At 38.9% G+C, this 23,249-nt stretch carries 23 protein-coding genes and 1 riboswitch; of the genes, 5 read left to right on the top strand and 18 right to left on the bottom strand.

What is annotated here, in order from left to right; genetic code table 11:
* Window positions 1-6: 6 nt before the first annotated feature.
* The 12 genes from ACI6MV_RS06655 to ACI6MV_RS06600 form a co-directional block, all read right to left on the bottom strand.
* Window positions 7-828 (bottom strand): CpaE/TadZ family protein, encoded by an 822-nt coding sequence (locus ACI6MV_RS06655; protein WP_407269470.1) that lies wholly within the window; start codon window positions 826-828, stop codon window positions 7-9.
* A gap of 35 nt (window positions 829-863) precedes the next feature.
* Complete coding sequence (gene cpaB / locus ACI6MV_RS06650) at window positions 864-1,556, bottom strand: Flp pilus assembly protein CpaB (protein WP_407269469.1); 693 nt, start codon at window positions 1,554-1,556, stop codon at window positions 864-866.
* A gap of 162 nt (window positions 1,557-1,718) precedes the next feature.
* Window positions 1,719-2,081 (bottom strand): TadE/TadG family type IV pilus assembly protein, encoded by a 363-nt coding sequence (locus ACI6MV_RS06645; protein WP_407269468.1) that lies wholly within the window; start codon window positions 2,079-2,081, stop codon window positions 1,719-1,721.
* Complete coding sequence (locus ACI6MV_RS06640) at window positions 2,078-2,593, bottom strand: A24 family peptidase (RefSeq protein WP_407269467.1); 516 nt, start codon at window positions 2,591-2,593, stop codon at window positions 2,078-2,080. Before ACI6MV_RS06640 ends, ACI6MV_RS06645 begins: the two co-directional genes overlap by 4 nt.
* Before the next feature lie 73 nt (window positions 2,594-2,666).
* A complete protein-coding gene (locus tag ACI6MV_RS06635; protein WP_407269466.1) occupies window positions 2,667-2,852 on the bottom strand; it encodes a Flp family type IVb pilin in 186 nt (61 codons plus the stop codon).
* A 15-nt stretch (window positions 2,853-2,867) separates the two neighbouring features.
* Window positions 2,868-3,212 (bottom strand): DUF192 domain-containing protein, encoded by a 345-nt coding sequence (locus ACI6MV_RS06630; RefSeq protein ID WP_407269465.1) that lies wholly within the window; start codon window positions 3,210-3,212, stop codon window positions 2,868-2,870.
* Window positions 3,213-3,356: 144 nt separating this feature from the next.
* A riboswitch (cyclic di-GMP riboswitch) is annotated at window positions 3,357-3,445 on the bottom strand.
* A 322-nt stretch (window positions 3,446-3,767) separates the two neighbouring features.
* A complete protein-coding gene (locus tag ACI6MV_RS06625) occupies window positions 3,768-5,132 on the bottom strand; it encodes a sodium/glutamate symporter family protein (RefSeq protein WP_407269464.1) in 1,365 nt (454 codons plus the stop codon).
* Entirely contained in the window at window positions 5,125-6,342 is a 1,218-nt protein-coding gene (locus ACI6MV_RS06620) for a lysophospholipid acyltransferase family protein (RefSeq protein WP_407269463.1), read from the bottom strand. The genes ACI6MV_RS06625 and ACI6MV_RS06620 overlap by 8 nt, the downstream gene beginning before the upstream one ends.
* A 414-nt stretch (window positions 6,343-6,756) precedes the next feature.
* Window positions 6,757-7,926, bottom strand: coding sequence for an aminotransferase (locus ACI6MV_RS06615; RefSeq protein ID WP_407269462.1), 1,170 nt, complete (start codon window positions 7,924-7,926; stop codon window positions 6,757-6,759).
* Complete coding sequence (locus tag ACI6MV_RS06610; RefSeq protein ID WP_407269461.1) at window positions 7,923-8,420, bottom strand: Lrp/AsnC family transcriptional regulator; 498 nt, start codon at window positions 8,418-8,420, stop codon at window positions 7,923-7,925. The genes ACI6MV_RS06615 and ACI6MV_RS06610 overlap by 4 nt, the downstream gene beginning before the upstream one ends.
* A 262-nt stretch (window positions 8,421-8,682) precedes the next feature.
* Window positions 8,683-10,317: a hypothetical protein gene (locus ACI6MV_RS06605; RefSeq protein ID WP_407269460.1), complete on the bottom strand. Its 1,635-nt coding sequence runs from the start codon at window positions 10,315-10,317 to the stop codon at window positions 8,683-8,685.
* A complete protein-coding gene (locus tag ACI6MV_RS06600) occupies window positions 10,310-11,116 on the bottom strand; it encodes an ABC transporter ATP-binding protein (protein ID WP_407269459.1) in 807 nt (268 codons plus the stop codon). The genes ACI6MV_RS06605 and ACI6MV_RS06600 overlap by 8 nt, the downstream gene beginning before the upstream one ends.
* Window positions 11,117-11,326: 210 nt before the next feature.
* On the opposite strand from ACI6MV_RS06600, the gene ACI6MV_RS06595 reads away from it, so the two are divergent.
* The 3 genes from ACI6MV_RS06595 (at window position 11,327) to ACI6MV_RS06585 (ending at window position 13,314) form a co-directional block, all read left to right on the top strand.
* Window positions 11,327-12,058, top strand: coding sequence for a class I SAM-dependent methyltransferase (locus tag ACI6MV_RS06595; protein ID WP_407269487.1), 732 nt, complete (start codon window positions 11,327-11,329; stop codon window positions 12,056-12,058).
* 12 nt (window positions 12,059-12,070) lie between these two features.
* Window positions 12,071-12,898: a DUF2268 domain-containing putative Zn-dependent protease gene (locus ACI6MV_RS06590; protein WP_407269458.1), complete on the top strand. Its 828-nt coding sequence runs from the start codon at window positions 12,071-12,073 to the stop codon at window positions 12,896-12,898.
* A 167-nt stretch (window positions 12,899-13,065) separates the two neighbouring features.
* Entirely contained in the window at window positions 13,066-13,314 is a 249-nt protein-coding gene (locus ACI6MV_RS06585) for a hypothetical protein (RefSeq protein ID WP_407269457.1), read from the top strand.
* A gap of 91 nt (window positions 13,315-13,405) precedes the next feature.
* Here ACI6MV_RS06585 and uraH read toward each other — a convergent pair whose 3' ends face one another.
* The 3 genes from uraH to ACI6MV_RS06570 all read right to left on the bottom strand — a co-directional run bounded on the left by uraH (window position 13,406) and on the right by ACI6MV_RS06570 (window position 16,027).
* On the bottom strand, window positions 13,406-13,759 hold the full coding sequence (gene uraH, locus ACI6MV_RS06580) for a hydroxyisourate hydrolase (protein WP_407269456.1): 354 nt from the start codon (window positions 13,757-13,759) through the stop codon (window positions 13,406-13,408).
* The gene (gene uraD, locus ACI6MV_RS06575; protein WP_407269455.1) at window positions 13,760-14,278 is read right to left on the bottom strand and encodes a 2-oxo-4-hydroxy-4-carboxy-5-ureidoimidazoline decarboxylase; all 519 of its coding nucleotides are present in this window, start codon (window positions 14,276-14,278) and stop codon (window positions 13,760-13,762) included.
* A 132-nt stretch (window positions 14,279-14,410) separates the two neighbouring features.
* On the bottom strand, window positions 14,411-16,027 hold the full coding sequence (locus ACI6MV_RS06570) for a PucR family transcriptional regulator (protein ID WP_407269454.1): 1,617 nt from the start codon (window positions 16,025-16,027) through the stop codon (window positions 14,411-14,413).
* A 167-nt stretch (window positions 16,028-16,194) separates the two neighbouring features.
* Here ACI6MV_RS06570 and allC point away from each other — a divergent pair, with 167 nt between their 5' ends.
* A complete protein-coding gene (gene allC / locus ACI6MV_RS06565; RefSeq protein WP_407269453.1) occupies window positions 16,195-17,442 on the top strand; it encodes an allantoate deiminase in 1,248 nt (415 codons plus the stop codon).
* Window positions 17,443-17,520: 78 nt separating this feature from the next.
* Window positions 17,521-18,756 (top strand): pyridoxal-phosphate-dependent aminotransferase family protein, encoded by a 1,236-nt coding sequence (locus ACI6MV_RS06560; RefSeq protein ID WP_407269452.1) that lies wholly within the window; start codon window positions 17,521-17,523, stop codon window positions 18,754-18,756.
* A 43-nt stretch (window positions 18,757-18,799) separates the two neighbouring features.
* On the opposite strand, the gene ACI6MV_RS06555 is transcribed toward ACI6MV_RS06560, so the two are convergent.
* The 3 genes from ACI6MV_RS06555 to ACI6MV_RS06545 form a co-directional block, all read right to left on the bottom strand.
* The gene (locus ACI6MV_RS06555; protein WP_407269451.1) at window positions 18,800-19,657 is read right to left on the bottom strand and encodes a fumarylacetoacetate hydrolase family protein; all 858 of its coding nucleotides are present in this window, start codon (window positions 19,655-19,657) and stop codon (window positions 18,800-18,802) included.
* A 324-nt stretch (window positions 19,658-19,981) separates the two neighbouring features.
* Entirely contained in the window at window positions 19,982-21,310 is a 1,329-nt protein-coding gene (ltrA, locus tag ACI6MV_RS06550; RefSeq protein ID WP_407269450.1) for a group II intron reverse transcriptase/maturase, read from the bottom strand.
* Between the two features lie 745 nt (window positions 21,311-22,055).
* On the bottom strand, window positions 22,056-23,228 hold the full coding sequence (locus ACI6MV_RS06545) for an amidase (RefSeq protein ID WP_407269449.1): 1,173 nt from the start codon (window positions 23,226-23,228) through the stop codon (window positions 22,056-22,058).
* Between the last annotated feature and the right edge of the window lie 21 nt (window positions 23,229-23,249).

Raw genomic sequence — 23,249 nt, 5'->3', positions numbered from 1 at the left:
AACGATTTACTCCTTTCTTTTTTTGCCAAACCATTTTTTGTTTTTTGAACTCTTATCCTTTTTTGTATGCGCGGTATTGGATGTCATATTTTCTGCCATCTTAAATAACACCTTTGACAAATTGGATTTTGTCTGACTAATAGTAAAAGGGATCCCTAGATTTAACGATTGAGATGTAATCTTGAAATTATTCGGAATCTGAATCGCGGTTACTTCATTGAACATGCCGGGTACTTCCTCCGCCTTAATCAAACTTTCCATATCAAAACGGTTGATTACTAGCTGCACCTTTTCTCTTATCCCGAGTTTTTCGTAAGTCTCTAACAATAGTCTAGTGTTCTTTAATGAAGTCATTTCTAATGTCGTAATAGCCAATATCTGGTCAGCTTGCTCGATAATATCAACGGCATGACCATTTATTTCCGTACCGGTGTCAATAATTACAAAATCAAATTGGTTACGTAACATTTCTATCACTCGAACGAGTGCTTCGTTTGTTATTAGTTCAGCAAACTCTGGTCTGTCCGGAGCAGCTAATACGTTAACTCCTGAGGAATGGGTAGACAGGAAATTGTTTAGAGAATAATCATCCATTCCTTCAATCTCCTCAACCACATCCTTTATCGTAAAGGTAGGTTGTAAATCCATTGCTAAACTAATATCGCCGAACTGAAAATCACCGTCTAGCAAACAAACATTTAGGTTTTTCTTCGTTAATGCCACAGAGAGGTTAACAGAAATTAGTGTTCTGCCAACCCCTCCTTTTGCACTGCAAACCGCAATAACTTTTCCCTTTTGCTCTAGCTCGGTAGTATCGTCCCTTGCCATGATGGTCTCTCCTTCTACGTTTACCTATTAGATCATCATTGTTCTGATGGATTATCTGAATTAATTCTTGAATGTAGCGTTAAATGAAGCGTACCTTCTAATGTAGCTTTTATTAAAGTATTTGCATCACTTGGTGTTAATTCAAAAGTAATCGTATTATAATCAATTTGGTCAGCTACGGTAGTCGATTCGACCATTTTCTTACCTACCGCCAACACATGAACATTGGATAATATTATTTCCGAAATCACCGTTGAATCTTGGCCTTCTTTAAACAAATCACCTTTTGTTAAATTCACATCTACGTAATCATTGGGCTCGATTAGATTTGCTACTGACTGAATGTCACTTACGGAAATCGAAACAGCTCGGAAACCTTCTTTTACCTTCCGTGATAAAAATAAATTTTCTTCTTGTGCATCAGTTAGGTGATGAGAAAGGATGATTTCCTCAGATTCAATTGTCCCTGTAGCAAATTTCCCTTCGACTTCTGCAATGCTAGACACTGCTTGCGGCAGCACATTTTCATCGACCACTTGTTTTTCCTCAAGCATGTCAGCAGAAATCAGTTGGTTTTCAGTAATCGGTTGCTTTGCAACAATCACCTTTACTGTACTTTGTTGTGCAACTTGTTCTGTTTGAGGGGGCTGTTGTGTATTATTAAAAAATAAAAAAGTAGTAATGATTGCCATTATGATTGCTAATAAAAATAAAAATTTGGAACGCATGCTTTCCACCTACTCTGTTAGTCTTATCGTATATGTCCGTTAAGCTCGGCGTCAGAATCTTGCTAGAAAATACCTTGTTTAAATCCTATATAAAGTATTAGTAGTAATAGTTTCGGGGAATAAGAAGCTTCCGTTTTCCCTCCGGTTATTGCTTAAATTCTCTCACTCTATTCTTACCGTAGAAGTAGATGAAAGTGTTATAGAATTTGATGGGAATAACTTATCAAACGGAATTAGTGGTTCTATTTCAGATTGAATCTTTACAGTTACTGAATCACCTGAAGATGTTATGTCTGGTTGTATACTTACTCTTGAGTTATTTGCTTGTTGGTTAGCAAATTGTTCTAATTCGGATACGTTTCTACCTAGCGTCGCTTCACGTGCAGTTTGTTGTGTAATATATTGCAGCGTGGAATGCGTGTATATAATTTTACCTACATCTACTATGCCTATTATTAATAAAAGTAAGAGAGGGATAACGAGCGCTGTTTCAACAATAGATTGACCTTTTTCATCACGGATCATAGCCAGAACACACCTTTTAGAAAGAACGCCATTACCGCACCTGCTGCAATTGCTACACCATAGGGATATGTGGTTTGCAAACCTTCTTTCTGGAGCAATGGAATTTTCAAACCATATCTGATTCCACATAAGGAGTAAAACATTTGTTTAAAACGTCGTGTAACTCCCTTGCGGAACAACAAAACTAGAACACCAATCACACACCCAATTACAGCCATGTAAAACCCTGTGTACAATACAAACGATGTCCCTTTTATTGCGCCAACTAACGCCAGCAGCTTAACGTCACCCGCGCCCATGCCACCCATCAGATATGGAATCAAAAGTAGAGCTAAACCACTTATAAACCCTAGTAAACTAATAAGAAGACCGTTCCAACCTAGAAAGATCATATTTATTAGAAGAGCTATGAGTATTGCTGGAAAAATCACTTTATTATATATTTTCCTACTTTGCAAGTCAGTAATTACACAGATTAATAGAACTGTGAATAACAATAGATTTAGCAACATATACTCACTCTCCCTGTTACAAAAAGTTTAAAAACAGCTCTACTATTTAAGTAAAGCTGCCTTTTTAAAAATATTATGAACTTACACCAGATACATCTGTAAGTGAGTCTGTTACATCTTTAAACATTGCTGTTATTTGTTTGCCGAATAAGGTAATAATTGCAACCACACCAACAGCAATAACACCCAACACGATCGCATACTCAGTCATACCTTGTCCATCTTCTTCAATAAACAATCCTTTTAATTTGTTCAACATTTAGAATCTCTCCCTTTATAATATAAAATTTAAATTATGACCAACTCTAGTTAATGATTTCTTTGCTGCTCCTGCTGGTAATTCAATTACAGAAACCGCATCTGCATAACGTTTTCCGACTTTCCCTGGTTCCAAAGCCTCGTCGATAGCAACGACTATGTTGTTTTTGTTCACGTACAAAATATCAATGGAGTAATTCATGAAGTAAGTATGGACGGATTGGCAGGGTTTAATGTGTAATCCTGTTCCTAGACTAAGCTGATCTGTAAACATTAGCCCCTTCAGTCGTTTGAAGAAGGAATAGGCTTGTCCAATTTGCTCAGCGATTACCTGATCATTACTCAGGTTAACTAACTTCAATGCTTCACCTCCGATTAATAAAAATAACCCCGCCTTTACCGAAAGCGGGGTTATTACTGTAGTTAATCAACAATTTAAGAGTTAGCATTACATTTTCATGTAATCTCTAAAACTATCCAAGTTGATTAAACTACTCCCTGTTCTTTCGGTAACTGGCTGGCACCGTGTATTTCTACACGTAAGCCCCTATAGCTTTGCGTCTCTGGCTTTCACCAGGTTTGCCTTTATCGAGATGCAGGAAATATAAAATTTTCCGACTAAATCTCTTAAACTTATACTAAAGCAGACATCCACATTTTAAAATAGGTCAAAAGTCGTGTAATTTCGACAATTCATGATAATTTTTATAGTAAATTTATACATTTTTAACGTTAAACATATATTTTATAATACATTTTACCTAGAATATATAGTATGAACTATTTCACGACACAACTTACATAGTCATAATTAACCATGTCGGTATTTGATTTGATTTAATGTTTTCAGTATTTTTCTAATTTATTTACCGTATTGAACATCTTAGAAATAAACACTTAATGCTCCCTCTGATTATCATTTTTGTTTCTTCACCCTAAAATGCATAATCGTCATTAGCATAAACAAGTAGGCGACTAGCGCAAAAAAAGTATACACATAAAGTATCGGTTTCTGTTCCACGTATCCAACGATCGGTATATTTAATATAAGCAATAATGGAATCCCGAACATAATCGCTGTTGCACTACCCATTACCATATTCTCGGTTGCATTCGATTTGAATTTTGGGTCTACTGCTTTGACTAATGCCATTCCGGTCGAAATCGTTCCGGTGAGCATACCGTAGAATCCTAGAACATTAGGTATCTTATCCTGTGGAAACAGCCGCGGACAAAGCCATACCGTAAAGAAAATAGTTGCCGCTCCCCCAACCGTTGTCAGCAGCAGAACAACGAAAGCGTACTCCCTTAAGGCATAAATCGAAATAGCCGAGATAGATGCTGCGATCATATAGTCAAACGAAAAACCAGAGATCCGTTGCAATAAATAGTTGTTAGGTTTGTGCTCCAAGTGCACACCTTTATCCCTTAAGCGGTTTAATATCCAGCGGAACAATATGGCATATAAGCTACCAATGATAAAGTGAAAACCCATTAATAGCTGTGAAAAAGTCTCTCCGTACGTCCCAAGTGGAGTTAATACATTTCCTAATCCTACAATCGTTAAATAGGTCACTAAATAAATTACACCGATAAGTGCCATTTGAAAGGATAGCTTGTCCATTGCATCACTTAATGGTATTTCATCTGGTTCTAATTCTTCGATTACTTTATCATGATGCGCTGCATTGCTTGTGGAATTGGACGTATAACGTTTGTTTTTCGTTAAAATATTCATAAGTATAATACCAATAACCGTTGCCCATATAAATCCAATTCCAGCAATCGTTAAACCGAGATTTCCTCCACCAGTTAAGCCAAGCTGTTCCCACTGCGTTCCAATGGAATAGGCTTGCCCAGGTCCTTGACCAAATCCTAACGGCAATAACAGACCAACACCCGGAAAAATATCAGGATAGATCGTCATCATCAGAATTAGTAAAATGCCAAACCCTAGCACACCTTGTACTAAATAGGTGGAAACAATGAACATGCCGGCATTTAACATGCCTGGTTTTTTCTCCACATTACGTTCCTTAAGAGATAATGCAATAAACCCAATTGCCATCAGATGGTAAACTAAATCACCCAACCTGTCTAAATCAAAGCTAATCCAGCCAATCACTTCTGGACCAACAATTAAACCCATAAATCCAGCAATCATTGACGTTGGTATGATAAATCTTTGTAAAGCAGGAATTCTTGCTTTTAATACAGCTGCTACAGCGATAAATAATGACAACCACGTAAAATCAATAATAAACTCCCATGAATTACTCAACTTTTTCCCTCACCTTCTTGTTCTCTGACAATCCTAACAGTTGAATTGTTTTCAACCATTTGTATGCAGAAGTTTCAGGTCGATAAAAGATGGCACGATACATTTTGTTGTGATAATAAAAGTCCAATTTATGATGAAGTTGAACATTTAAACCTTCGATATGTTCAAGTTCGAAGCTATGATTTCCTCCCTTATCTGCTTGAAAACTCATGTTATCATCTACCACCGATAGCGTTCCTGAAGACACGAATTGGAAAGGCTGCCGCTCCTCTGAAACATACAATTTCACATGATCCTTCATTGCGCCCTGCCAACTTTGACTTAAGTTTCCACTATCTATCGTCTTTTCCATATAGGATAGTTGCCACTGATGCCAATCTCTTGGCGTTGCAAAAGTAACCGGCTTTTCTACTTGTTCAAACGTTCCATAAGGGGTGTAACGAACTTTATAAGCACAGCTTTGACAATCTACCAAATCTTGATTAGAACGCATTTCCCCTATTTCCTTACAGTGTGGACAAATAAATAGTAATCGTTCGATGTGCTCAGCAAGTGCTTTACCCTGATAAGCATAACCTTTATCATGCTGCCATTTCACTTCATCATGACCGAGTGCTAATGCTAGCTTTTCATCAATCGATTTTGGTGTTTCGTTAGCTAGTTCTTCTTCATCCCATACCTTTGTTAACGAGATTGATATTTTACCTTTACGATGATAGTCTGCCCACCTTGGATGACTAAGGTAACCACCGCTTATAGTTGCGACAACTACCGGAATTTTCAACGATTTAACAAGCTTTGCCGTCGTGTAAATGATTGGTTCTGTACTACCATCCCAGTTACGATTTCCTTCAGGGAAAATCGCAATAGCTCGCTTATTCTTCTTCGCTTTCATGATTGCCCGAATCGTACTCGCATCATTTTTGAATTTCGTTTTTGGGATGGCGCCCGCATAGTTTAATACACGCTTTAAAAGCGGATGCCTAAATAAGGAATCACTAGCTACAAAACAAATTGGATCTTTTACATAACAGTTAAGCAAGAACATATCCCAATTCGTAACATGGTTCGACAAGATGATATAAGGAGGTTTCATGGTTAACGTGTCATTTTTTTCAACCACAATTTCTGAACGACTTTCCAAAAAAGTTCGAATCGGTGTCAAAATAAGCTTCAGCGCAAACCTACTTGGCTTTTTCTCTATACTCATCGACTCACTCTCCTGTAAGGGTTAGTTTCTACAAATTCTACTATAATTCTACCTTATTATTAACCTAGATTGCTAGGTTAAAAGCACCTGATGGCAGGATATGAAAAGCTCAGGGCGCTCGTTTATGCGTTGTGGTGCAATTAGCTGCTTGTTTGGTGCAATTATCACGCAGTCTGGTGCAATCAACCTCCCGAACGGTGCAATTATCCTGATGTGTGGTGCAATCCCCCAAATACCCCAAAATCAATTGGTCCGATCGATCCCCGGTAACCTCCACGCCGCGTCCAGACGAAGCTAGACAGACCTCCACCGATAAGCTTAGGACCACGAGGCGGAGCTAAAGCTATACTCCTCTGCTTAATTTATACATATAAAAGGAGTTATAAGACCACAAACATGGCCTTATAACTCCTTTTATAATTGTTCAACAAATCGTTTGATCCGTTTCATTGCTTCATCTAGCTGTTTTAATGACGCAGCATAAGAACAACGAACATATCCTTCACCTGTTTCACCAAAAACATTACCTGGCACAACTGCGACTCTTTCTTGGTACAATAATTGCTCGGCAAATTGTTCGGATGATAAACCTGTACTAGCAATCGAAGGGAAAACATAGAATGCTCCTCCAGGTAAATCACACGATAGTCCAGCTTTCTTTAGTCCGTCCACGACAAAGTTACGACGTTGGCGATAACTCTGCTTCATATCACTGACACTTTTCCCACCATTTTTTAACGCTTCTATTGCTCCATGCTGTGCCATCGTTGGTGCACACATCATCGTATATTGATGGATTTTTGTCATTGCCTCAATGATTGACTTTGGCCCTGTGGTATAACCTAATCGCCAGCCCGTCATTGCAAAGGCTTTTGAGAAACCTGAAATTAATATTGTGCGCTCCATCATACCTTTGATGGTTGGAACGCTCGTATATGTGTCATCGTATGTTAACTCTGCATAAATCTCATCTGATAAAACGAGTAAGTCATGCTTTTCAATAACTTCTCCAATTTGGTCCAGGTCACTTTTTGATAAATAAGTACCTGTTGGATTGTTTGGATTACATAGCATAACTGCCTTCGTACGTGGTGTAATTGCCTTTTGTAATTGTTCAGGCTGTAATTTAAAAGCAGTTTCTGGTGTTGTATTTATAATAACCGGTTTTCCACCAGCTAGACGTACTGCCGGTGCGTAAGAAACAAATCCTGGCTCAACAACGATGATCTCATCACCAGGATTAACAATCGCTCGTAGCGCTAAATCAATCGCTTGACTAGCTCCTACAGTAACTAAGACTTGTGTTTTCGGATCATAGTCTACGTGATGATTCACATGCAAGTATTTACTAATTTCCTCACGAAGTTCCAACAAACCAGCATTAGCTGTATATGCAGTTAATCCTCGCTCTAAGGAATGATAGCTTGCTTCGATCACATTCCACGGTGTAACGAAATCAGGCTCCCCTACTCCTAGAGAGATGACATTTTCCATTTGTGATGCCAAATCAAAAAACTTTCTTATCCCTGATGGCTGCAAATCTTCCACTGTCTTTGAAAGGTATGACGTTTGCTGACTTTTCATGGTGACACCAAGATTCTTTTATCCTCATCGTCATCATCTTCAAAGATAATGCCATCATGCTTATATTTTTTCAAAACAAAATGGGTTGTAGTAGAAATAACCGCATCTAATGTAGATAATTTATCTGATACAAAACGACTAATTTCCATCATCGTTGTACCTTCAATCGAAACAGATAAATCATAAGCACCTGACATTAAATAAACTGCTTTAACTTCCGGGAATCGATATATTCTTTCAGCAACCTTATCAAAACCGACACCTCTTGCCGGGGTAACCTTTACATCAATCATCGCAGTAACACCTTCATACTTGAGTACCTTTGACCAATCTACAAGTGCCGAGTATCCAAGGATGGCATTTTCATCTTCTAGCTTTTTAATCATATGCTTCGTATCTTCTACACTTATATCCATCATTATCGCAATTTGTTCTGCTTCCATTCTACCGTTTTTTTCAAGTAATTGTAATAACTCTAATTCTTTTTCCTCCACCAAAATCACTCACTTTGTATTAGACTAAATATTTTAACAATTTATCCTATGTTACTACACTACACGTAAAATGAAAATATGTTTATTCACTACCAGTCAGTTTACGTCAATTTTTATATAAATATGAAAAATCACCATCTAAAAAACGTTATCAAACCAAATACACATATAGTTGGGTTAATGCTCCCCCAAACCATATGTGTATTTGAATTGCTGTGTAAAATAACTATGAAATTGACACTTTTAACTAAATTATCTAACTCTAGTAACTCTTATTACGTGATGAGAAAGCCTTCTTCCATATAAAAACATTAACGACCAAAAGTACTACCATATAAATATACGTACCAAACGGAATGATTGTACTTATATAATGCACGATCGCAAATCCACCCATGATAAACATGAGCATAAAAATCTTCCCCGTCTCACTTTGCTGGATCGCATCAAATGATTGCGTGAATGGCAAGGTTGTTTGGTTTAACACTTTAAAGCATATAACTGTATAGATGCACGAAACGATTAGTACGATAATTAAATCTTCCCAAATCCGAAATGAAAAAATACTAACAAAGATAATACTCAAAATAACGTATATGGGAAGGAAAAGCTTTACTAAGAATGCTTTTAATGTCCCGCTATAAATAACGGACGTATCCTTAATTGGCGTGACTCGATAAATCCATGCACCTTTATATGTGCCTGAATATTTCAACATCAGGATCGCTGTTGGGATCATAATGATGCAAAAATAAATCACTAAAAATAGGCTATTGCTATCTCGAAGCTCTGCAAATGTACTCATATAAAGCTGATTAAACAAAAATACAAATGGAATCACTAGGGCAAACCCCAATGAAGGATACACTTTCAGCTTAAAATCTCTTTCTTTTTTCATCAATAGACTAGCAAACCGAAAGAACGTTCTTTCTTCTTGTGTACGACAAAGTAACTTCGCCCATAATCTTCCTATCCTTGATTCTTTTTTCTTACCCTTCTCGGTATGGCTCATTAACTTTTGCAGATTACGCTCAAATGTCGGAATCAAACGGATGTAAATGATAATCGATATAAACGGGACAATCACTGCGAGTATCGAAAAGATAATCGAATACGTACTCACATTGCCATTGACTAATTCAAATACCGAACCATACCAAATCGGTGGAATAAACGCATGCCACCAATAATATTGAAAATTAACAGTAAGATCGACGATTTCAAATGATCTTGCTAATACTTGATAACCAATTAACATACCAACAGATAACAAGATTTGCACATAATTAATAATATCCTTTAACCGTTCTCCGTCAAAAAAACGTAAAATCGTTATGTAGATTAAAGCAGTAACCACTAAAATAAACATTCCGACCAACCATAATTCTATGAAAAAAACAAGAAAAAATACGAATCCATGTCTGATTAAACCTGCAATTAACGGTATTGCTGTCAGTGCACCGGTTAGCAGCGTCATATAGATGCAAATATGTAAGGTTTTTGCTGCATTAATCGTTCGTTTACTGACTGGCTTCGTACTCAGGATTGTTTTATCTCTCACATCTAACAACACCGAAGAAAAATCTGAGATCATCGACGTCATCACGATAAACATGATAACACCAAAGGTAATACTCATTTGATAGATATAATTGTCACCCATCACGATAAAGATAACTAAAAACAAACCAAATAAAGCATAAATACCTAATGATTTTAAAAACTGATTGCCTTCTTTTTTCTTGGCATTCGGTTGATTAAAAATAGTCGGTACTCTACGACTATCCATCGTTAATTTTACTTGTAGAATCCTCCGCATCACAGGATAATCGATGCCGAGCTTTAGGAATAGCCCTTTAAATAAATCGAGAAACATTAACGATTTAAAGTTAGTCATCGGTATCATCCTCTTGCACAGCTGCAACAAAACGTTCGGCAATTTCTTGGTGTTCATCAAACCCTGTTAGCTGATTAAAGATTTCTTCCAACGTACCTTCCTTATTTTGCTGTCGCAACTCATCAAAAGTTCCATCGGCAACAATATTGCCATCCGCTAAAAGAATAATCCGATTACTAATCTTCTCTACAACATCCATGATATGGGAGGAGTAAAAGATTGTTTTTCCTTGTGCCGCAAGTTGAGCTAAAATTTCCTTTACGATCATCACGCTGTTTGCATCTAATCCACTTAACGGCTCATCTAAAAAAAGAAGATCAGGGTCATGCAACAAACTCGAAATAATTAATACCTTTTGCTTCATCCCTTTAGAAAATGAAGAAATACGAGTATGAAGCACGTCTTGTAACTCAAATAACTCCATTAATCTTCTAGATTTGCGCTCTACCTGCGCGGGGCTCATGCCGTATAGCTCACCAACGAATGTTAAATATTCAGATGCAGTTAGGTTATCATATACCTCTGCGTTTTCAGGGACATAGCCGATTCTTCTTTTGTAGCTACCATCACTGGTTTTTATATCTTCACCAAATATTTCTACTTGCCCATGATAGCCTTCCACAAGCCCGAGCATAATTTTAACTGTCGTACTTTTCCCAGCACCATTCGGGCCGATATAGCCGATAATTTGACCACGGTAGACATCGAGGTCAATCGCTTTTAAAATCATTTTGGCACCATAGTTCTTCGTTAACGCGTGAAGTGAAAGTACTTTATTCTCGTTTTCCGTAATGGTCATCACCTTCTATTTTATGTCTTATCTGATTCAATTTCATAATTATCATCCACATATTGTTTGGAGACAGTTTAATATGATGTGAATAGCTAAAATTCATTATTATGAAATTGACTAATCTACTAATATACTAACACACCCCATTTGTTAAATAATAGGTGATTCTTTTCAAAACTTATAACTACTATTCCCAACTCAAGTGTGCATGCATAAATTATCAGTAAAATCGATAAGGAGTCCTTTTATATGAATTTCACTTATACCGACTTTCTTGCTTCCTTTGGTATCGGAGGCGCACATCCTGGAAGTCTCGAGTTAACAAAAGATTTATTAAGGAATGAAGATATTAATGCGGCATCTAAAATACTCGACATCGGCTGCGGCACTGGCCAGACGATTGAGTATATTGCCAGCCATTACAATTGTGCTACAACTGGAATTGACCGTCATGCAGGAATGATTACGAAAGCCCAAAAAAGAATAGCTAAACAGAAATCAAAAGCTAAGTTAGTTGTTGGAGAAGCAGAATCTCTTCCTTTTCCTGATCAATCGTTTGATTATGTATTGTCTGAGTCGGTTACAGCATTTACAAATATTCCAGAAGCATTACAAGAATATCATAGAGTACTAGCTTCTTCCGGCAAATTAATCATGATTGAAATTACAAAGCAATCACCACTGGATGATGAACAAATAAACGAGCTCACTAGTTTTTATGGATTTACGCAAGTGTGGGAGGAGCAAGAATGGGTGCAGCAGCTTACTGAAGCTGGCTTTTCTAATGTCCGTGTAACAAATCCCACTATTAACCAAACGCATTCCGCCGAATATGCTTTGGACGAAAGTATTGATGAAACAACATTTCACTGGTTAATGCAGCATCAGCAACTTACAGAAAAGTATCATGACCAAACAGGTGCCCGCATTTACTATTGTCAAAAGTAAGGAGGTAATTTTTTGAGTGTACTTGCTACGAATGAATGGCTGAAGGATTATATTAAAAGTAAGAAAAATACCCGCAAAGAAGACTTTCAAATACAGCAGGATTTTTTATGCAAGAGTTTAACTTCTTACTTTCAGGATGCAACCGCCTATGACATTCATCTTCATTTGTTAAATCACGGCATGTTCGCACCTTCACGATCAGATAAAGAAGTAATTAAAGCATTTTTCACCCAAAATTATTGGAACAAAACAACCAAACTTATATCTTATTTAAGAAAAAAGTGGGATGGTCCAGATGTACCTATCATGATATTCCCATCAGATCATCAAAACACGTATCTGCAAATGGAGCTACATGGAGTAAATGGCTTAAGCTACCTAGATAAGTGTATTTTATTTTTACCTAAAGAGACTGACAATCTACGTTTGAAAGCACTCGTCACGCACGAGTACAATCACGTATGCAGACTACAAGCACTCGAAAAATCGGAATCCGAGCTAAACCTGCTGGACGGTATTGTTTTAGAAGGGCTAGCAGAATATGCTGTTCTAGATCTTGTAGGTGAAAAGTACCTCGGTAAATGGACGTCATTATATGATACTGAGCTAGCGAAAAAGTATTGGGAGAAATGGTTGTCCTCTAACCTTTCTCTTAAAAAATCTGACGAACGGCATGAACTTTTCATGTATGGCAAAGGTAATATACCTAAATGGCTCGGATACAATGCCGGTTTTCATCTAGTTTCCTCCTATACGGAGAAACATGAAACGTCGATGAATGAACTTTTAGCTCTATCTTCCGAAGTCATACTAGAAGGTTCTCTATTCTCAGACAACTGAGTCAATTTCATAATTACCTTATACAGCTAGCTAAAAATCAGTATTATGAGATTGATTAAACTAACTACCGATAAATATGTGCACATGCCTTAGCACAGTTTTCCCATACGAATCGTAATTCGTGACATATGATAGTTAATGAGCACATTGGAAAGGAGACTTTCGTTATGTCACATTATGCAGAGGTATGTAATCGGTGTAAGGGCCGTCCGGTAGCAATTCGCACACGTGATGGACAGGTGCATCGAGGAATCGTCGATCGAGTAAATAACTCACATGTTTTTTTAAGACCATTACCATCCCGTAACCTAGGCGGTTACAGCTATGGATTTTGGGGACCTAGACCTGGTTTTGGATGGGGCGTTGCTCTAGGAACGATCCTTGGTGTTTCTTTACTTCCGTTGTTTTTCTGGTAAAAAAGTACTACCAGTTTATCAATCTTGAACCAAAGTAAATTCACTCTCTACAGAAAGAGGTTATCCAGCTTATGATAACCTCTTTCCTCTTTTAACTTCCTCGATACACTTGATATCCCCAAGGCGAAACTAGTAACGGAACGTGATAATGTCCCCTCACCTGACTTACACCAAATCGGACCGGCACTTTGTCCAAAAAGACCGGTTCAGCTAATGGTACTTTTTTCGCCTTAAAATAAGCTCCAACGTGAAAGACAAGCTCATATTCACCTATCTCCAATTCATCACCTGTCAGTAGCGGTTCATCCAATCTACCATCACTATTCGTTTTTTTCGTTTTAATATGGTTTCTTTGTGAACCTTCCAATCTATAAAGTTCGATTGTTGTATTTGCCGCTGGCTGACCATGCGTTACATCTAGGATATGTGTGGTTAATCCCGCCATTCAAACACCCCTAACGTCATCTTCTGCTATTTTCGCTTGTAAACGAAACAGTGCGATTTTGTAGATTTCTGATAAAGCTGTTTCGAATTCTTCTTCCTCTGTATGATTGACTCGTTTCTTCATCGCATCGTGTATGTCATGTTTGTTTTTCCCTTTTACTGCAAAAATGAATGGGAAGCCGAATTTTTCCATATATGCTTTATTCAACGATTGAAAGCTATTGTATTCTTCCACCGTTAGATTTTGCAAACCTGCACCTTGTTGTTCTTTCGTAGAATCATCGCTCATCTCGATTTTCTCACCTAAATTGGGGTGAGCTCTAATTAATTCTAATTGTTCTTCAAATGGTGCATTATTTACAATTTCCACCATCCGTTGGTGAAGTGCCTGCAATGAAGAAAAGGTGCGAAAAGCTACTGCCTTTTTCGCCACCCACGGTGAATGCTCAAAAACATCTCCCAGTTCATGTACAAATTGATCCTTATCCAATTGATTTAAATCGTCCATGCTTAGCACCATATATCTGCTCCTATCTGTTTATGTGCCGATCGTACATCCTATTCATTAATAGTAAGTAACCAACAGACCTATGTCATTATCAATCATCACCAATTTTTCAATCAGAAAATAAGCATAATACCTAAAACAACTCTATAGCTTTAATAGTGTTTTTATCCTTAAAGCTAGTCGAATTTGCAAGGTTGTTTCCGGATCATTTATCGGACCACCTAGTACTTCCTCACATTTTTCTAACCGATAAACTACCGTGTTTCGATGTACAAAAAGTCTTTTAGCCGTCTCAGAAATCTGACAATGTGATTCTAAGTAGACAAATAACGTATTTAGCAATGTTTGTTCATCATCCCGTTGTGCACCAGCAAGCTGTTTTAATACGTGATAATAAAATTCCGTTAAATCATCCTTTGGAACCGCACGTAATAATTCCACAACATCCTTTGTGCGATAACTTTGTATAAAGCCTGCTCTGCCAGACATTTCCCCGGCATATAACGCGTCCTGCGCTTCTTTAAAAGCATTTTTCACTTGTAAAAAGGTGCGTGTAAAATTGCTAATCCCAAACGAAATTACCCGCTTATAGCGTTCCGTTACCTTTATTTGAAGCTGTTCTAGCTGCTTGACTACCGATTTTGATGTTAACTGTGTCGCATCTTCCACTTCAAAAAGTAAGACAAACAACTCTCCTCGTGTAAACAAGTGACAGCGCTCCGTTACACCTGCCAGCTCTTCCTCCAAATATTCAAAAATGCTATCGTATTCTCTCTGATTTTGTGTAAAGGTTCCGGCAGATGCATTGACTTCCAGCTTACCAATCGCACAGAGGTACTTTTGTTCATAAGCTAAATTGAATTCCTTTGCTCGATTTATAATTTCTTCTTGAGATGAAAATGCACCTTCCGTCACATTAAAAAAGAACTCGTTTCTTATTCTTCTCGAATATTGTTGTAACGCAATTTCTTTCATTAATTCAAAAGAAATAACGTTCGTCGCCTGTTCGATCGTTAACATGGCTGCATGATCTTCTGCATGAATTTCACCAAAGACTACCAAATAACCTGCTGTCTTTTCATATGTGTACACAGAATAAACAGAATAGGTTTCTTTATCAGGTAACGTCGAGAATGTAAAATAAGAAGTTTCTGGCGTGAAAACAGCAGAGTCTTTACGATACAATCCCTTAACAATGTCCCTATATCTTTTATCTTTATGGGAAAATGCAATTGGCTTTACATGCTTATCAAGTAATACGACTGGATAACGAATCATCTCTGATAAATTTCTCAGCAATTTTTCGATGCCACTACCGCTGATAATATGCTGTGAAAATTGCTTGTGCGTATCTATCGCAAAGCGTAATTCATTGGTACGTTTGTCTAAAATATGACTCAAAGCTTGATTAACGATATCTCCTAAGGAACTATGAATCGGAAGCTCGATAATCGGAAAGTTCCTAGCATTAGCTACATCAATCACAGATTTTGGAATTTGTTTTAAAAAACGTTGTGTTTTAATTCCAAGCGCTGCACATCCATGTTCCGCCATCAGTTCTATTAATGTATGTAGCTGACCTGGATCATCTTTTAAATGATATGCAGTCGTAACTAACAATTCATTTGGCTTTAAATAATCGATAATATCCGGGGCGTCCATCATATTTACATGAAGCACCTCTTTTTGTAGCCCTTCCGCTCCAGCAATTACCATTGAACCCTCCAACGCCGGTATCTTCAACACTTCGATAAGTTTCATGTTATATCCGCCCCTATTAAATTGCTTTACTTGTATTTTAACAAATATTTAGATTATTTGGTTAAGAAGCACAAAAAATCCTTTTATTTCGTACACTTTTACCAATGAACAACATCAAAGCCCTTGATAAACTGAATATATCAAATAGTGGATAGGAGGCGCGCTTCATGGGAATTCGAACATCTATTTCACATCAACAAACGGAAAATGTAGAAACATTAGTGAAATGGCTTGCTTCCTTTGGACAATCCGAATCTGGTGGGGTTAACCGTTTATTATATAATTCATCATGGACCTGCGCACAGCATGCCTTAAAGCAAAAAATGAATACGATGGGATTTTCCTCCTACTTTGATAGTGTTGGTAATCTCTTCGGGAGATTAGAAGGAAGTGACCCTGCAACAAAGAAAATCGTAACTGGCTCCCATATTGACACTGTTATTGAAGGTGGGGTTTATGATGGTGTGTACGGTATTATTGCCAGCTTACTAGCAGTGAAACACTTATATAAAACATATGGGCAGCCAAAGAAAACCATTGAGGTCGTTTCCTTATGTGAGGAAGAGGGAAGCCGTTTTCCACTTACCTTTTGGGGATCTGGCAGCATTACTGGTCGGTATAGTCTTGATGATATAACAACGATAAAAGACACGGACAATGTTTCATTTATAGATGCGATGACGGATGCAGGATTTAATCCCGCAAACTACCATTCTCCTAGACGAGATGACATTGGTTACTTTATTGAATTGCACGTGGAACAAGGTGTTGTACTAGAACGAAATCAAAAATCACTCGGGATGGTCAGTCACATTGTTGGTCAAAGACGATTCAATGTTTGTGTGACTGGGGAAAGTAATCACGCCGGAACTACGCCAATGTCCTATCGTAAAGATGCGATGACTGCCGCCGCTAAATTAATCTCTTATATCGCAGAGCAAGCGTCTCAATTTGATCCGAATTTAGTCGCGACTGTTGGCAAACTTAACGCGAAGCCTAACGTACCAAATGTGATTGCCGGGGAGGTTGATTTCACCCTAGATGTTAGACATTACAACCAGGAAATGGTGGATCAATTTTGCGAGAAACTGTTCACGCATTTTCAAGCAATTGCCAAACATACCGATACAGCTATTTCTGTTTCAAAATGGATGGACGCATCTCCTGTTGCCATGAATACGGAGCTTACAGAAATGATGAAGACAGCAGCAGAACATTTAGGAATCTCTTATCAAGAAATGATTAGTGGAGCAGGGCATGACGCACAAGTATTTGGCGCTTATTGTCCGACAGCTTTACTGTTTGTACCTAGTGTGAATGGAATTAGCCACTCACCAAAGGAGTTTACTAGTAATGAAGATTTACAAAATGGGGTAGACGTTCTTGCAGCATTTTTATATGAATTAGCCTACTAAATGAGTCAATTAGCTCAGGCAGCTATTTGCATCTTTCCGTTATGAGGAAATTGACTATAGTATGAGGGGGAAGAACACGTGAGCTATAAGGAATTAAACACGCCACTTCGGACAATTATGACAGCAGGACCTGTGGAAGTTGACCCGCGCGTGCTTCGAGCGATGAGCACACCAATTGTCGGTCAATTTGATCCTGCATTTACGACGATTATGAATGAAGTAATGGAAATGTTACGAGAAGTTTTTCAAACAAAAAACCAGTGGGCCTTCCCAGTAGATGGCACATCTAGATCAGGTATCGAAGCATTACTTTGTAGCATTATTGAACCTGGCGACAAAGTATTAGTACCCATTTTCGGACGATTCGGCCACTTGTTAACCGAGATTTGTGAGCGCTATGGTGCTGAAGTTCACATCATGGAAACAACATGGGGCGAGGTTTTTGATCAAAACGATGTAATTGATGAAATAAAGCGAGTAAAACCAAAAATCACCGCCATTGTTCATGGTGAAACGTCGACTGGTTGCATGCAGCCGCTTGATCAGATTGGAAAAGCATGTAGAGAAGAAGATGTTTTTCTTGTCGTTGATGCCGTCGCATCCATAGGTGGAACACCAGTAAAAGTAGATGAATGGTATATTGATGGACTTGTAGGAGGTACGCAAAAATGCCTATCTGTTCCTTCAGGAATGTCCCCGATTACTTATAACCATCGATTAGAAAAATTAATAAATGCAAGAAAAAAAGTAGAGCGTGGAATCTCGACAGAAGCAGACCGAAAAAACGAAGAAGCGATGAGTCATCCAACCATCAAAAGTAATTATTTTGACATCAGTATGCTACAAGATTATTGGGGACCGCGACGATTAAACCACCATACCGAAGCTACTTCGATGCTTTATGCATTACGAGAAGGACTTCGTATTGTATTAGAAGAAGGATTAGAGGAGCGATTCGCGAGACATAAATTAAACGAACACGCCTTAATTTCCGGCTTGGAAGCAATGGGATTAGAACTTTACGGAAACAGACAATGTAAGCTTCCAACGGTTACCTGTGTCACTGTACCTGAAGGCATCGACCCTGAGCCGGTAAGGAGCATGCTATTAAGTCAATTCGGCATTGAAATCGCCAGCTCGTTCGGACCACTTCACGGTAAAATATGGCGAATAGGCTCGATGGGCTATAGCTGTCGCAAAGAAAATATTCTTTTCGTACTTGGCGCATTAGAAGCAGTACTCACACGCCATGGCGCTAAATTGCACACGGGTAAAGCACTGCAAGCAGCGTTAGACGTGTATATATCTGATTAAATGGTAAAAGGTGTTTGTGCCTTAAGGAGCAAGCACCTTTACTCTATTCTACCTTATTTTTTAAAGACAGCATTCCAGAAACACTGCATCCGACTTGATCGCCATTTTTTATAGAAACCGATCCCGGTGTTCCTGTCAAAATAATATCACCAGGCATCAATGTCATTGATTGAGAAAAGAACGAGACGATGAACCACGGCGAATACATCATATTCGAAACAAAATTAGAATGAATAACATTACCGTTATGTATCGTTTCAACTTGCAACGATTGTAAATCGGAGCACTCATCGAGAGTAATAAATTCTGGTCCAATACTACAAAATGTATCGAAACTTTTCGAGCGCTGCAAGTACCTCGGATTGGCAGCATGAATGTCCTTGGCAGTTACATCAATAGCCGTAGTCAACCCAGCAACATATGCCGGCGCTTGTTGTTCACTAACATCTTTGCACGTCTTTCCAATTATTATGGCCAGTTCCCCTTCTGCCGTTACATGATTAGAAACAGAAGGAAGCATAATCGTATCATTGTTTCCAATCAAACTAGTCAATGGTTTCATGAATGTAACCGGATCTTCTTCCGGCGCCTTCCCAGATAACTCCATAACCGTTTCCATGTAATTCATCCCAACACCTAAAATCTTTCCCGGTTGTAAGGATGCAGCCGTATAGCTTATAGCTGCTATTTCAAGCGAAGGATACGAGTATAGCTTTTCCTTACTCGTTTGGTTATACCAATCACCTAACTTTTGCAGCTGGTTATCTATGAAAAGCTTATTTAACATAATAGGAAAATTACGATTTTCGGTTTTATTAATCGTTTCAACTAAAGTAACGCTATCACCTAACTTAATGGCTAGCTGTTCTTTTTCATCTATTATTACTGTCAATAATCTCATGTTTATCTCCTTAGCATGCGACTCAACCTTGATAGCTGTCGGTTAAAAAATAGAGCAGTATCTAAAGGCTGTTCTTGCGCAATTTATCCTAATATGCGTCTTAGTGCAAAGCTGATCACTGATCTTACATGTGCACGCTCCGTCCCTACACTTTGCTTTCCGCGGGGGGCTAGTGAGCCTCCTCGCGCCTTCGCGCTCCGGGGTCTCACTTACGCCGCTAGTCCCGGTCGAGTAAGCGGGTAAATGCCGGTTTAGTGGCATTTACCTCACTCCTCACAGAACCGTGCGAGCGGAATTACCGCACACGGCTCTTCCTACCATCGTTCACAGAATATAGTTCAAACTTTTCTTTAATTCATAGATGTTCTTTTTTATCTTAGGTTCTGGCAAAGGATACTTTCTAAGGAATAAATTGAATTTGTCCCAAGTAAACGATTTCCTTTGGCTTCTTCGGTTCATCCACTTAAATAGTAACTTTTGAACATGGTAAAGAAAGCTCTTTACTACCATTAGATTGTCCGTGATACAATAATAATTGTAATAGCCATTAAGTGATCTCTTTAACCTATCCATAATATCTTTGATATCCTTGGTTCGGTTAGCTTTGAGCCACTCTTTCTGTTGCTTAAGCTTGGCGTTCACTTTCTTACGACTGCTTTTCCGTTTAACACGGAACTTGCCATGTTTACTTTTGCCACAGTAATGAGTGAAGCCTAAAAAATCGAATGTGTCAGGTTTGCCTCTTCCAGCACGTTTTCCATCTTCTTCCGCAAATCTTCCAAAGGTAATGATTTTCGTTTTACTCTCTGCGATTTCCAGGTCGAATTTCTGCAACCGTTTGATAAGAGACGAGTAAAAGCCTTCGGCATCACTTTTGTACTGAAAGCAACATACAAAGTCATCCGCATATCGAACCATGTAAGCTTGTCCTCGACACTGTTTTCTCACCACTTTCTCGAACCATAGGTCTAGCACATAGTGTAAGTACACATTGGCTAGCACGGGTGAAATGACTCCCCCTTGGGGAGTTCCTCTATCCGAATCAAAGTATTTCCCTTCCTCCATATAACCACCTTTCAGAAATCTAGCGATGATTATTAGGAGGTTTGGGTCATTGATACGATGTTTAAGGAATTCCATCATCCAGTCATGATTTACATTGTCAAAGAAACCTTTTATGTCAACATCAACAATATGATTGGTGTATCGCTTTTCGATGTACACATTCAGAATCTTTAGTGCATCATGACAGTTTCTATTCGGTCGGAATCCAAAGGAACTGTCAAGAAAATCCTGCTCATAGATAGCGTTCAGTATTTTGGTCAAGCCACGTTGGACAACTTTATCCTCGTGGTCCGGTATACCTAGTGGTCGTTTCTTCGTTGTACCAGGCTTGTTGATGTAAGTGCGTTTAACAGGTACAGGTCGATATGCCTTTTTCTTAAGAGATTCAACAAGGCTTTTGATGTTATCGTCCAACTCCATACCATAAACTTCTTTCGTGACCCCTTTGATGCCCGTTGCTTTACCACTTGGTAGTTCGTGATGACATTGTTTCAAGTTATCCTCATTAAGTAGATGTGCCAGAGAAGTGAAAACCATGTCGTGATTTGTTTTCGCTAATTCTGCTATCCTTGTTAGTTGCGTTTCCATTACATATCCACCTCTGTGTATGGTTAATGTTTCCCTTTCAAGGGCAATGACAGGTAGCGCATGCCTTCCCTCCATCAGCGTTACCCGACTTCATTGGTACTATGCCGCTATCCGACTGCCTTTAGGCATTTGACAGCCCTCACTTTATTATCGCTTGTTCGTCATTACTCTAACTTTATTGCAGTTAGAGACCCAAAGGCTCTCCCGAGTTGCCGTAACATATCAATGTGTAACGTGCCGAGGTCATCGACTCCGAGGAAGTTATTATTCTCTCGCCTTTACCGAAAATAATAATGTTGCCTTCTGTGCTCCTGAGAACATCGGCCTTCCTATCTAGCACTTCTTTTCGAAGCTCAATCCCTTCAACCGCTTGGCTTACGGCCCATTACCTAGCTGTCTACGCTTAAAGGCAGCGTGTTACCACCTGCCCTCCAAGACTCGCTACGAGTGAATGGCTAGTTCTTGCTCGACGGGAATCCCACCCGCTATATGTTACGACCTAGGCTCGGTCGCTCCAGGAGTCAAAGTGTAGGGACTACGCTTCATTAAAGGTGTTTAACAGAAAACCACCCTAAGCTGTGGAAAAATACGCCACTCCAGCGGGAAAGGAACAGTCTGAAGACCCCGCAGTGAGCGCTCTTTGCGAGGGAGGAGGAGTAGAGCTTTCCCCGCGGAAAGGGCGTATTTTTCCACAGCGCCGGATTAGCAATCACTACTACGACGCATTTCACTTCAAATCTGAAGTTTAAGAATCAACAAACTTAACAAAATCCTCAGCGAATTTTAGTAATGATAAATCCTGGTTTCGATTAGCAATCAACGATATACCCAGCGGAAGCCCGTCAATTTCTGTTAACGGAAGTGTAACTTGAGGTAATCCTGCCAATCCTGCCACACACGTTAACTGCATCGTTTTCTTACGGCGTTCATCTAATTGATCACTAGGCATATCTCGTAATGGAGCACCTGCAGGGGCAGTTGGGATTACTAGCACACCTGTCTCTCCCAGCACCTGAACAATTTCTTTTATAATTTCCTGTCTAAAATCAAGCTGCTCATCATGCGCCTGCTGACTGATTTTCTCAGCAGCAATAAACCGTTCTTTAATCCCCGGACCAAACGTTGGTTTAACATCACTAACCCATTCTCCATGCGTTTGCCAAATTTCATATCCTTGTATAATGCGAAAAGCTTCTGCCCATTCAAACAGGCCATTTTGTGCTAACGTAACCGACTGTGTATTGTCACAAAACGATTGCAGGTTGGATATAACACTTTTCAAAGCACTACTCTCTTTGTCATTGAGCAGGCTCCAGGCATCCTCTGGGAAAATAATGTGATCACATGGCTTGCCTGTATCTTTTATAAGCACCTTACCTACCTTGTGCAACATTCCAATATCCTTTGTCATCCATCCGACTGTGTCAAAGCTTTGCGCAAGTGGAATAACACCACTAATCGCAACTGCACCATGAGTCGGTCGGAAACCATAAAGTCCGCAATAGGATGATGGTATTCTCACTGAACCACCTGTATCCGTTCCTAGAGTAAAATCTACATCACCAGCCGCAACAGCAACTGCTGAACCACTTGAAGAGCCTCCAGGGATATGGTTTGGTGCCTTTGGATTAACCGGCGTTCCGTAATGATAGTTTTCTCCGTTTAAACTATACATCAGTTCATCCGTGTGTGTTGTACCAGATAAGGTAGCCCCCGCCTCTAACAACTGTTCAATAACAGGAGCGTTTTCTCTAGATTTATCGTGGGTCCTTAGCCAATCAGGATTTCCTGCACTACTTGCATAATCTTTTATGGAAAAAACATCTTTAACTGAGAATGTTAGCTTATCTAAACTGCCTCTTCCGGTCGGTTGTAGCTTAATTTGTTTGTTTACATAAGCGTGAAATTCATCCCTCATCTGTTCCACCCTCGCTTTTCA

The sequence above is a fragment of the Radiobacillus sp. PE A8.2 genome, assembly GCF_045635475.1.
Taxonomy (GTDB): Bacteria; Bacillota; Bacilli; order Bacillales; family Amphibacillaceae; genus JBJGXI01.
Note: the sequence above shows the minus strand (reverse complement) of the source record. Positions and strands in the feature narration are given on the sequence as shown.

Excerpts from the sequence above, each read along its gene's own strand:
- ACI6MV_RS06655 (WP_407269470.1), bottom strand. The coding sequence starts at position 828 with ATGGCAAGGGACGATACTACCGAGCTAGAGCAAAAGGGAAAAGTTATT.
- cpaB (WP_407269469.1), bottom strand. The coding sequence starts at position 1,556 with ATGCGTTCCAAATTTTTATTTTTATTAGCAATCATAATGGCAATCATT.
- ACI6MV_RS06645 (WP_407269468.1), bottom strand. The coding sequence starts at position 2,081 with ATGATCCGTGATGAAAAAGGTCAATCTATTGTTGAAACAGCGCTCGTT.
- ACI6MV_RS06640 (WP_407269467.1), bottom strand. The coding sequence starts at position 2,593 with ATGTTGCTAAATCTATTGTTATTCACAGTTCTATTAATCTGTGTAATT.
- ACI6MV_RS06635 (WP_407269466.1), bottom strand. The coding sequence starts at position 2,852 with ATGTTGAACAAATTAAAAGGATTGTTTATTGAAGAAGATGGACAAGGT.
- ACI6MV_RS06620 (WP_407269463.1), bottom strand. The coding sequence starts at position 6,342 with ATGAGTATAGAGAAAAAGCCAAGTAGGTTTGCGCTGAAGCTTATTTTG.
- ACI6MV_RS06615 (WP_407269462.1), bottom strand. The coding sequence starts at position 7,926 with ATGAAAAGTCAGCAAACGTCATACCTTTCAAAGACAGTGGAAGATTTG.
- ACI6MV_RS06605 (WP_407269460.1), bottom strand. The coding sequence starts at position 10,317 with ATGACTAACTTTAAATCGTTAATGTTTCTCGATTTATTTAAAGGGCTA.
- ACI6MV_RS06600 (WP_407269459.1), bottom strand. The coding sequence starts at position 11,116 with ATGACCATTACGGAAAACGAGAATAAAGTACTTTCACTTCACGCGTTA.
- ACI6MV_RS06585 (WP_407269457.1), top strand. The coding sequence starts at position 13,066 with ATGTCACATTATGCAGAGGTATGTAATCGGTGTAAGGGCCGTCCGGTA.
- uraH (WP_407269456.1), bottom strand. The coding sequence starts at position 13,759 with ATGGCGGGATTAACCACACATATCCTAGATGTAACGCATGGTCAGCCA.
- uraD (WP_407269455.1), bottom strand. The coding sequence starts at position 14,278 with ATGGTGCTAAGCATGGACGATTTAAATCAATTGGATAAGGATCAATTT.
- ACI6MV_RS06570 (WP_407269454.1), bottom strand. The coding sequence starts at position 16,027 with ATGAAACTTATCGAAGTGTTGAAGATACCGGCGTTGGAGGGTTCAATG.
- allC (WP_407269453.1), top strand. The coding sequence starts at position 16,195 with ATGGGAATTCGAACATCTATTTCACATCAACAAACGGAAAATGTAGAA.
- ACI6MV_RS06555 (WP_407269451.1), bottom strand. The coding sequence starts at position 19,657 with ATGAGATTATTGACAGTAATAATAGATGAAAAAGAACAGCTAGCCATT.
- ltrA (WP_407269450.1), bottom strand. The coding sequence starts at position 21,310 with ATGGAAACGCAACTAACAAGGATAGCAGAATTAGCGAAAACAAATCAC.
- ACI6MV_RS06545 (WP_407269449.1), bottom strand. The coding sequence starts at position 23,228 with ATGAGGGATGAATTTCACGCTTATGTAAACAAACAAATTAAGCTACAA.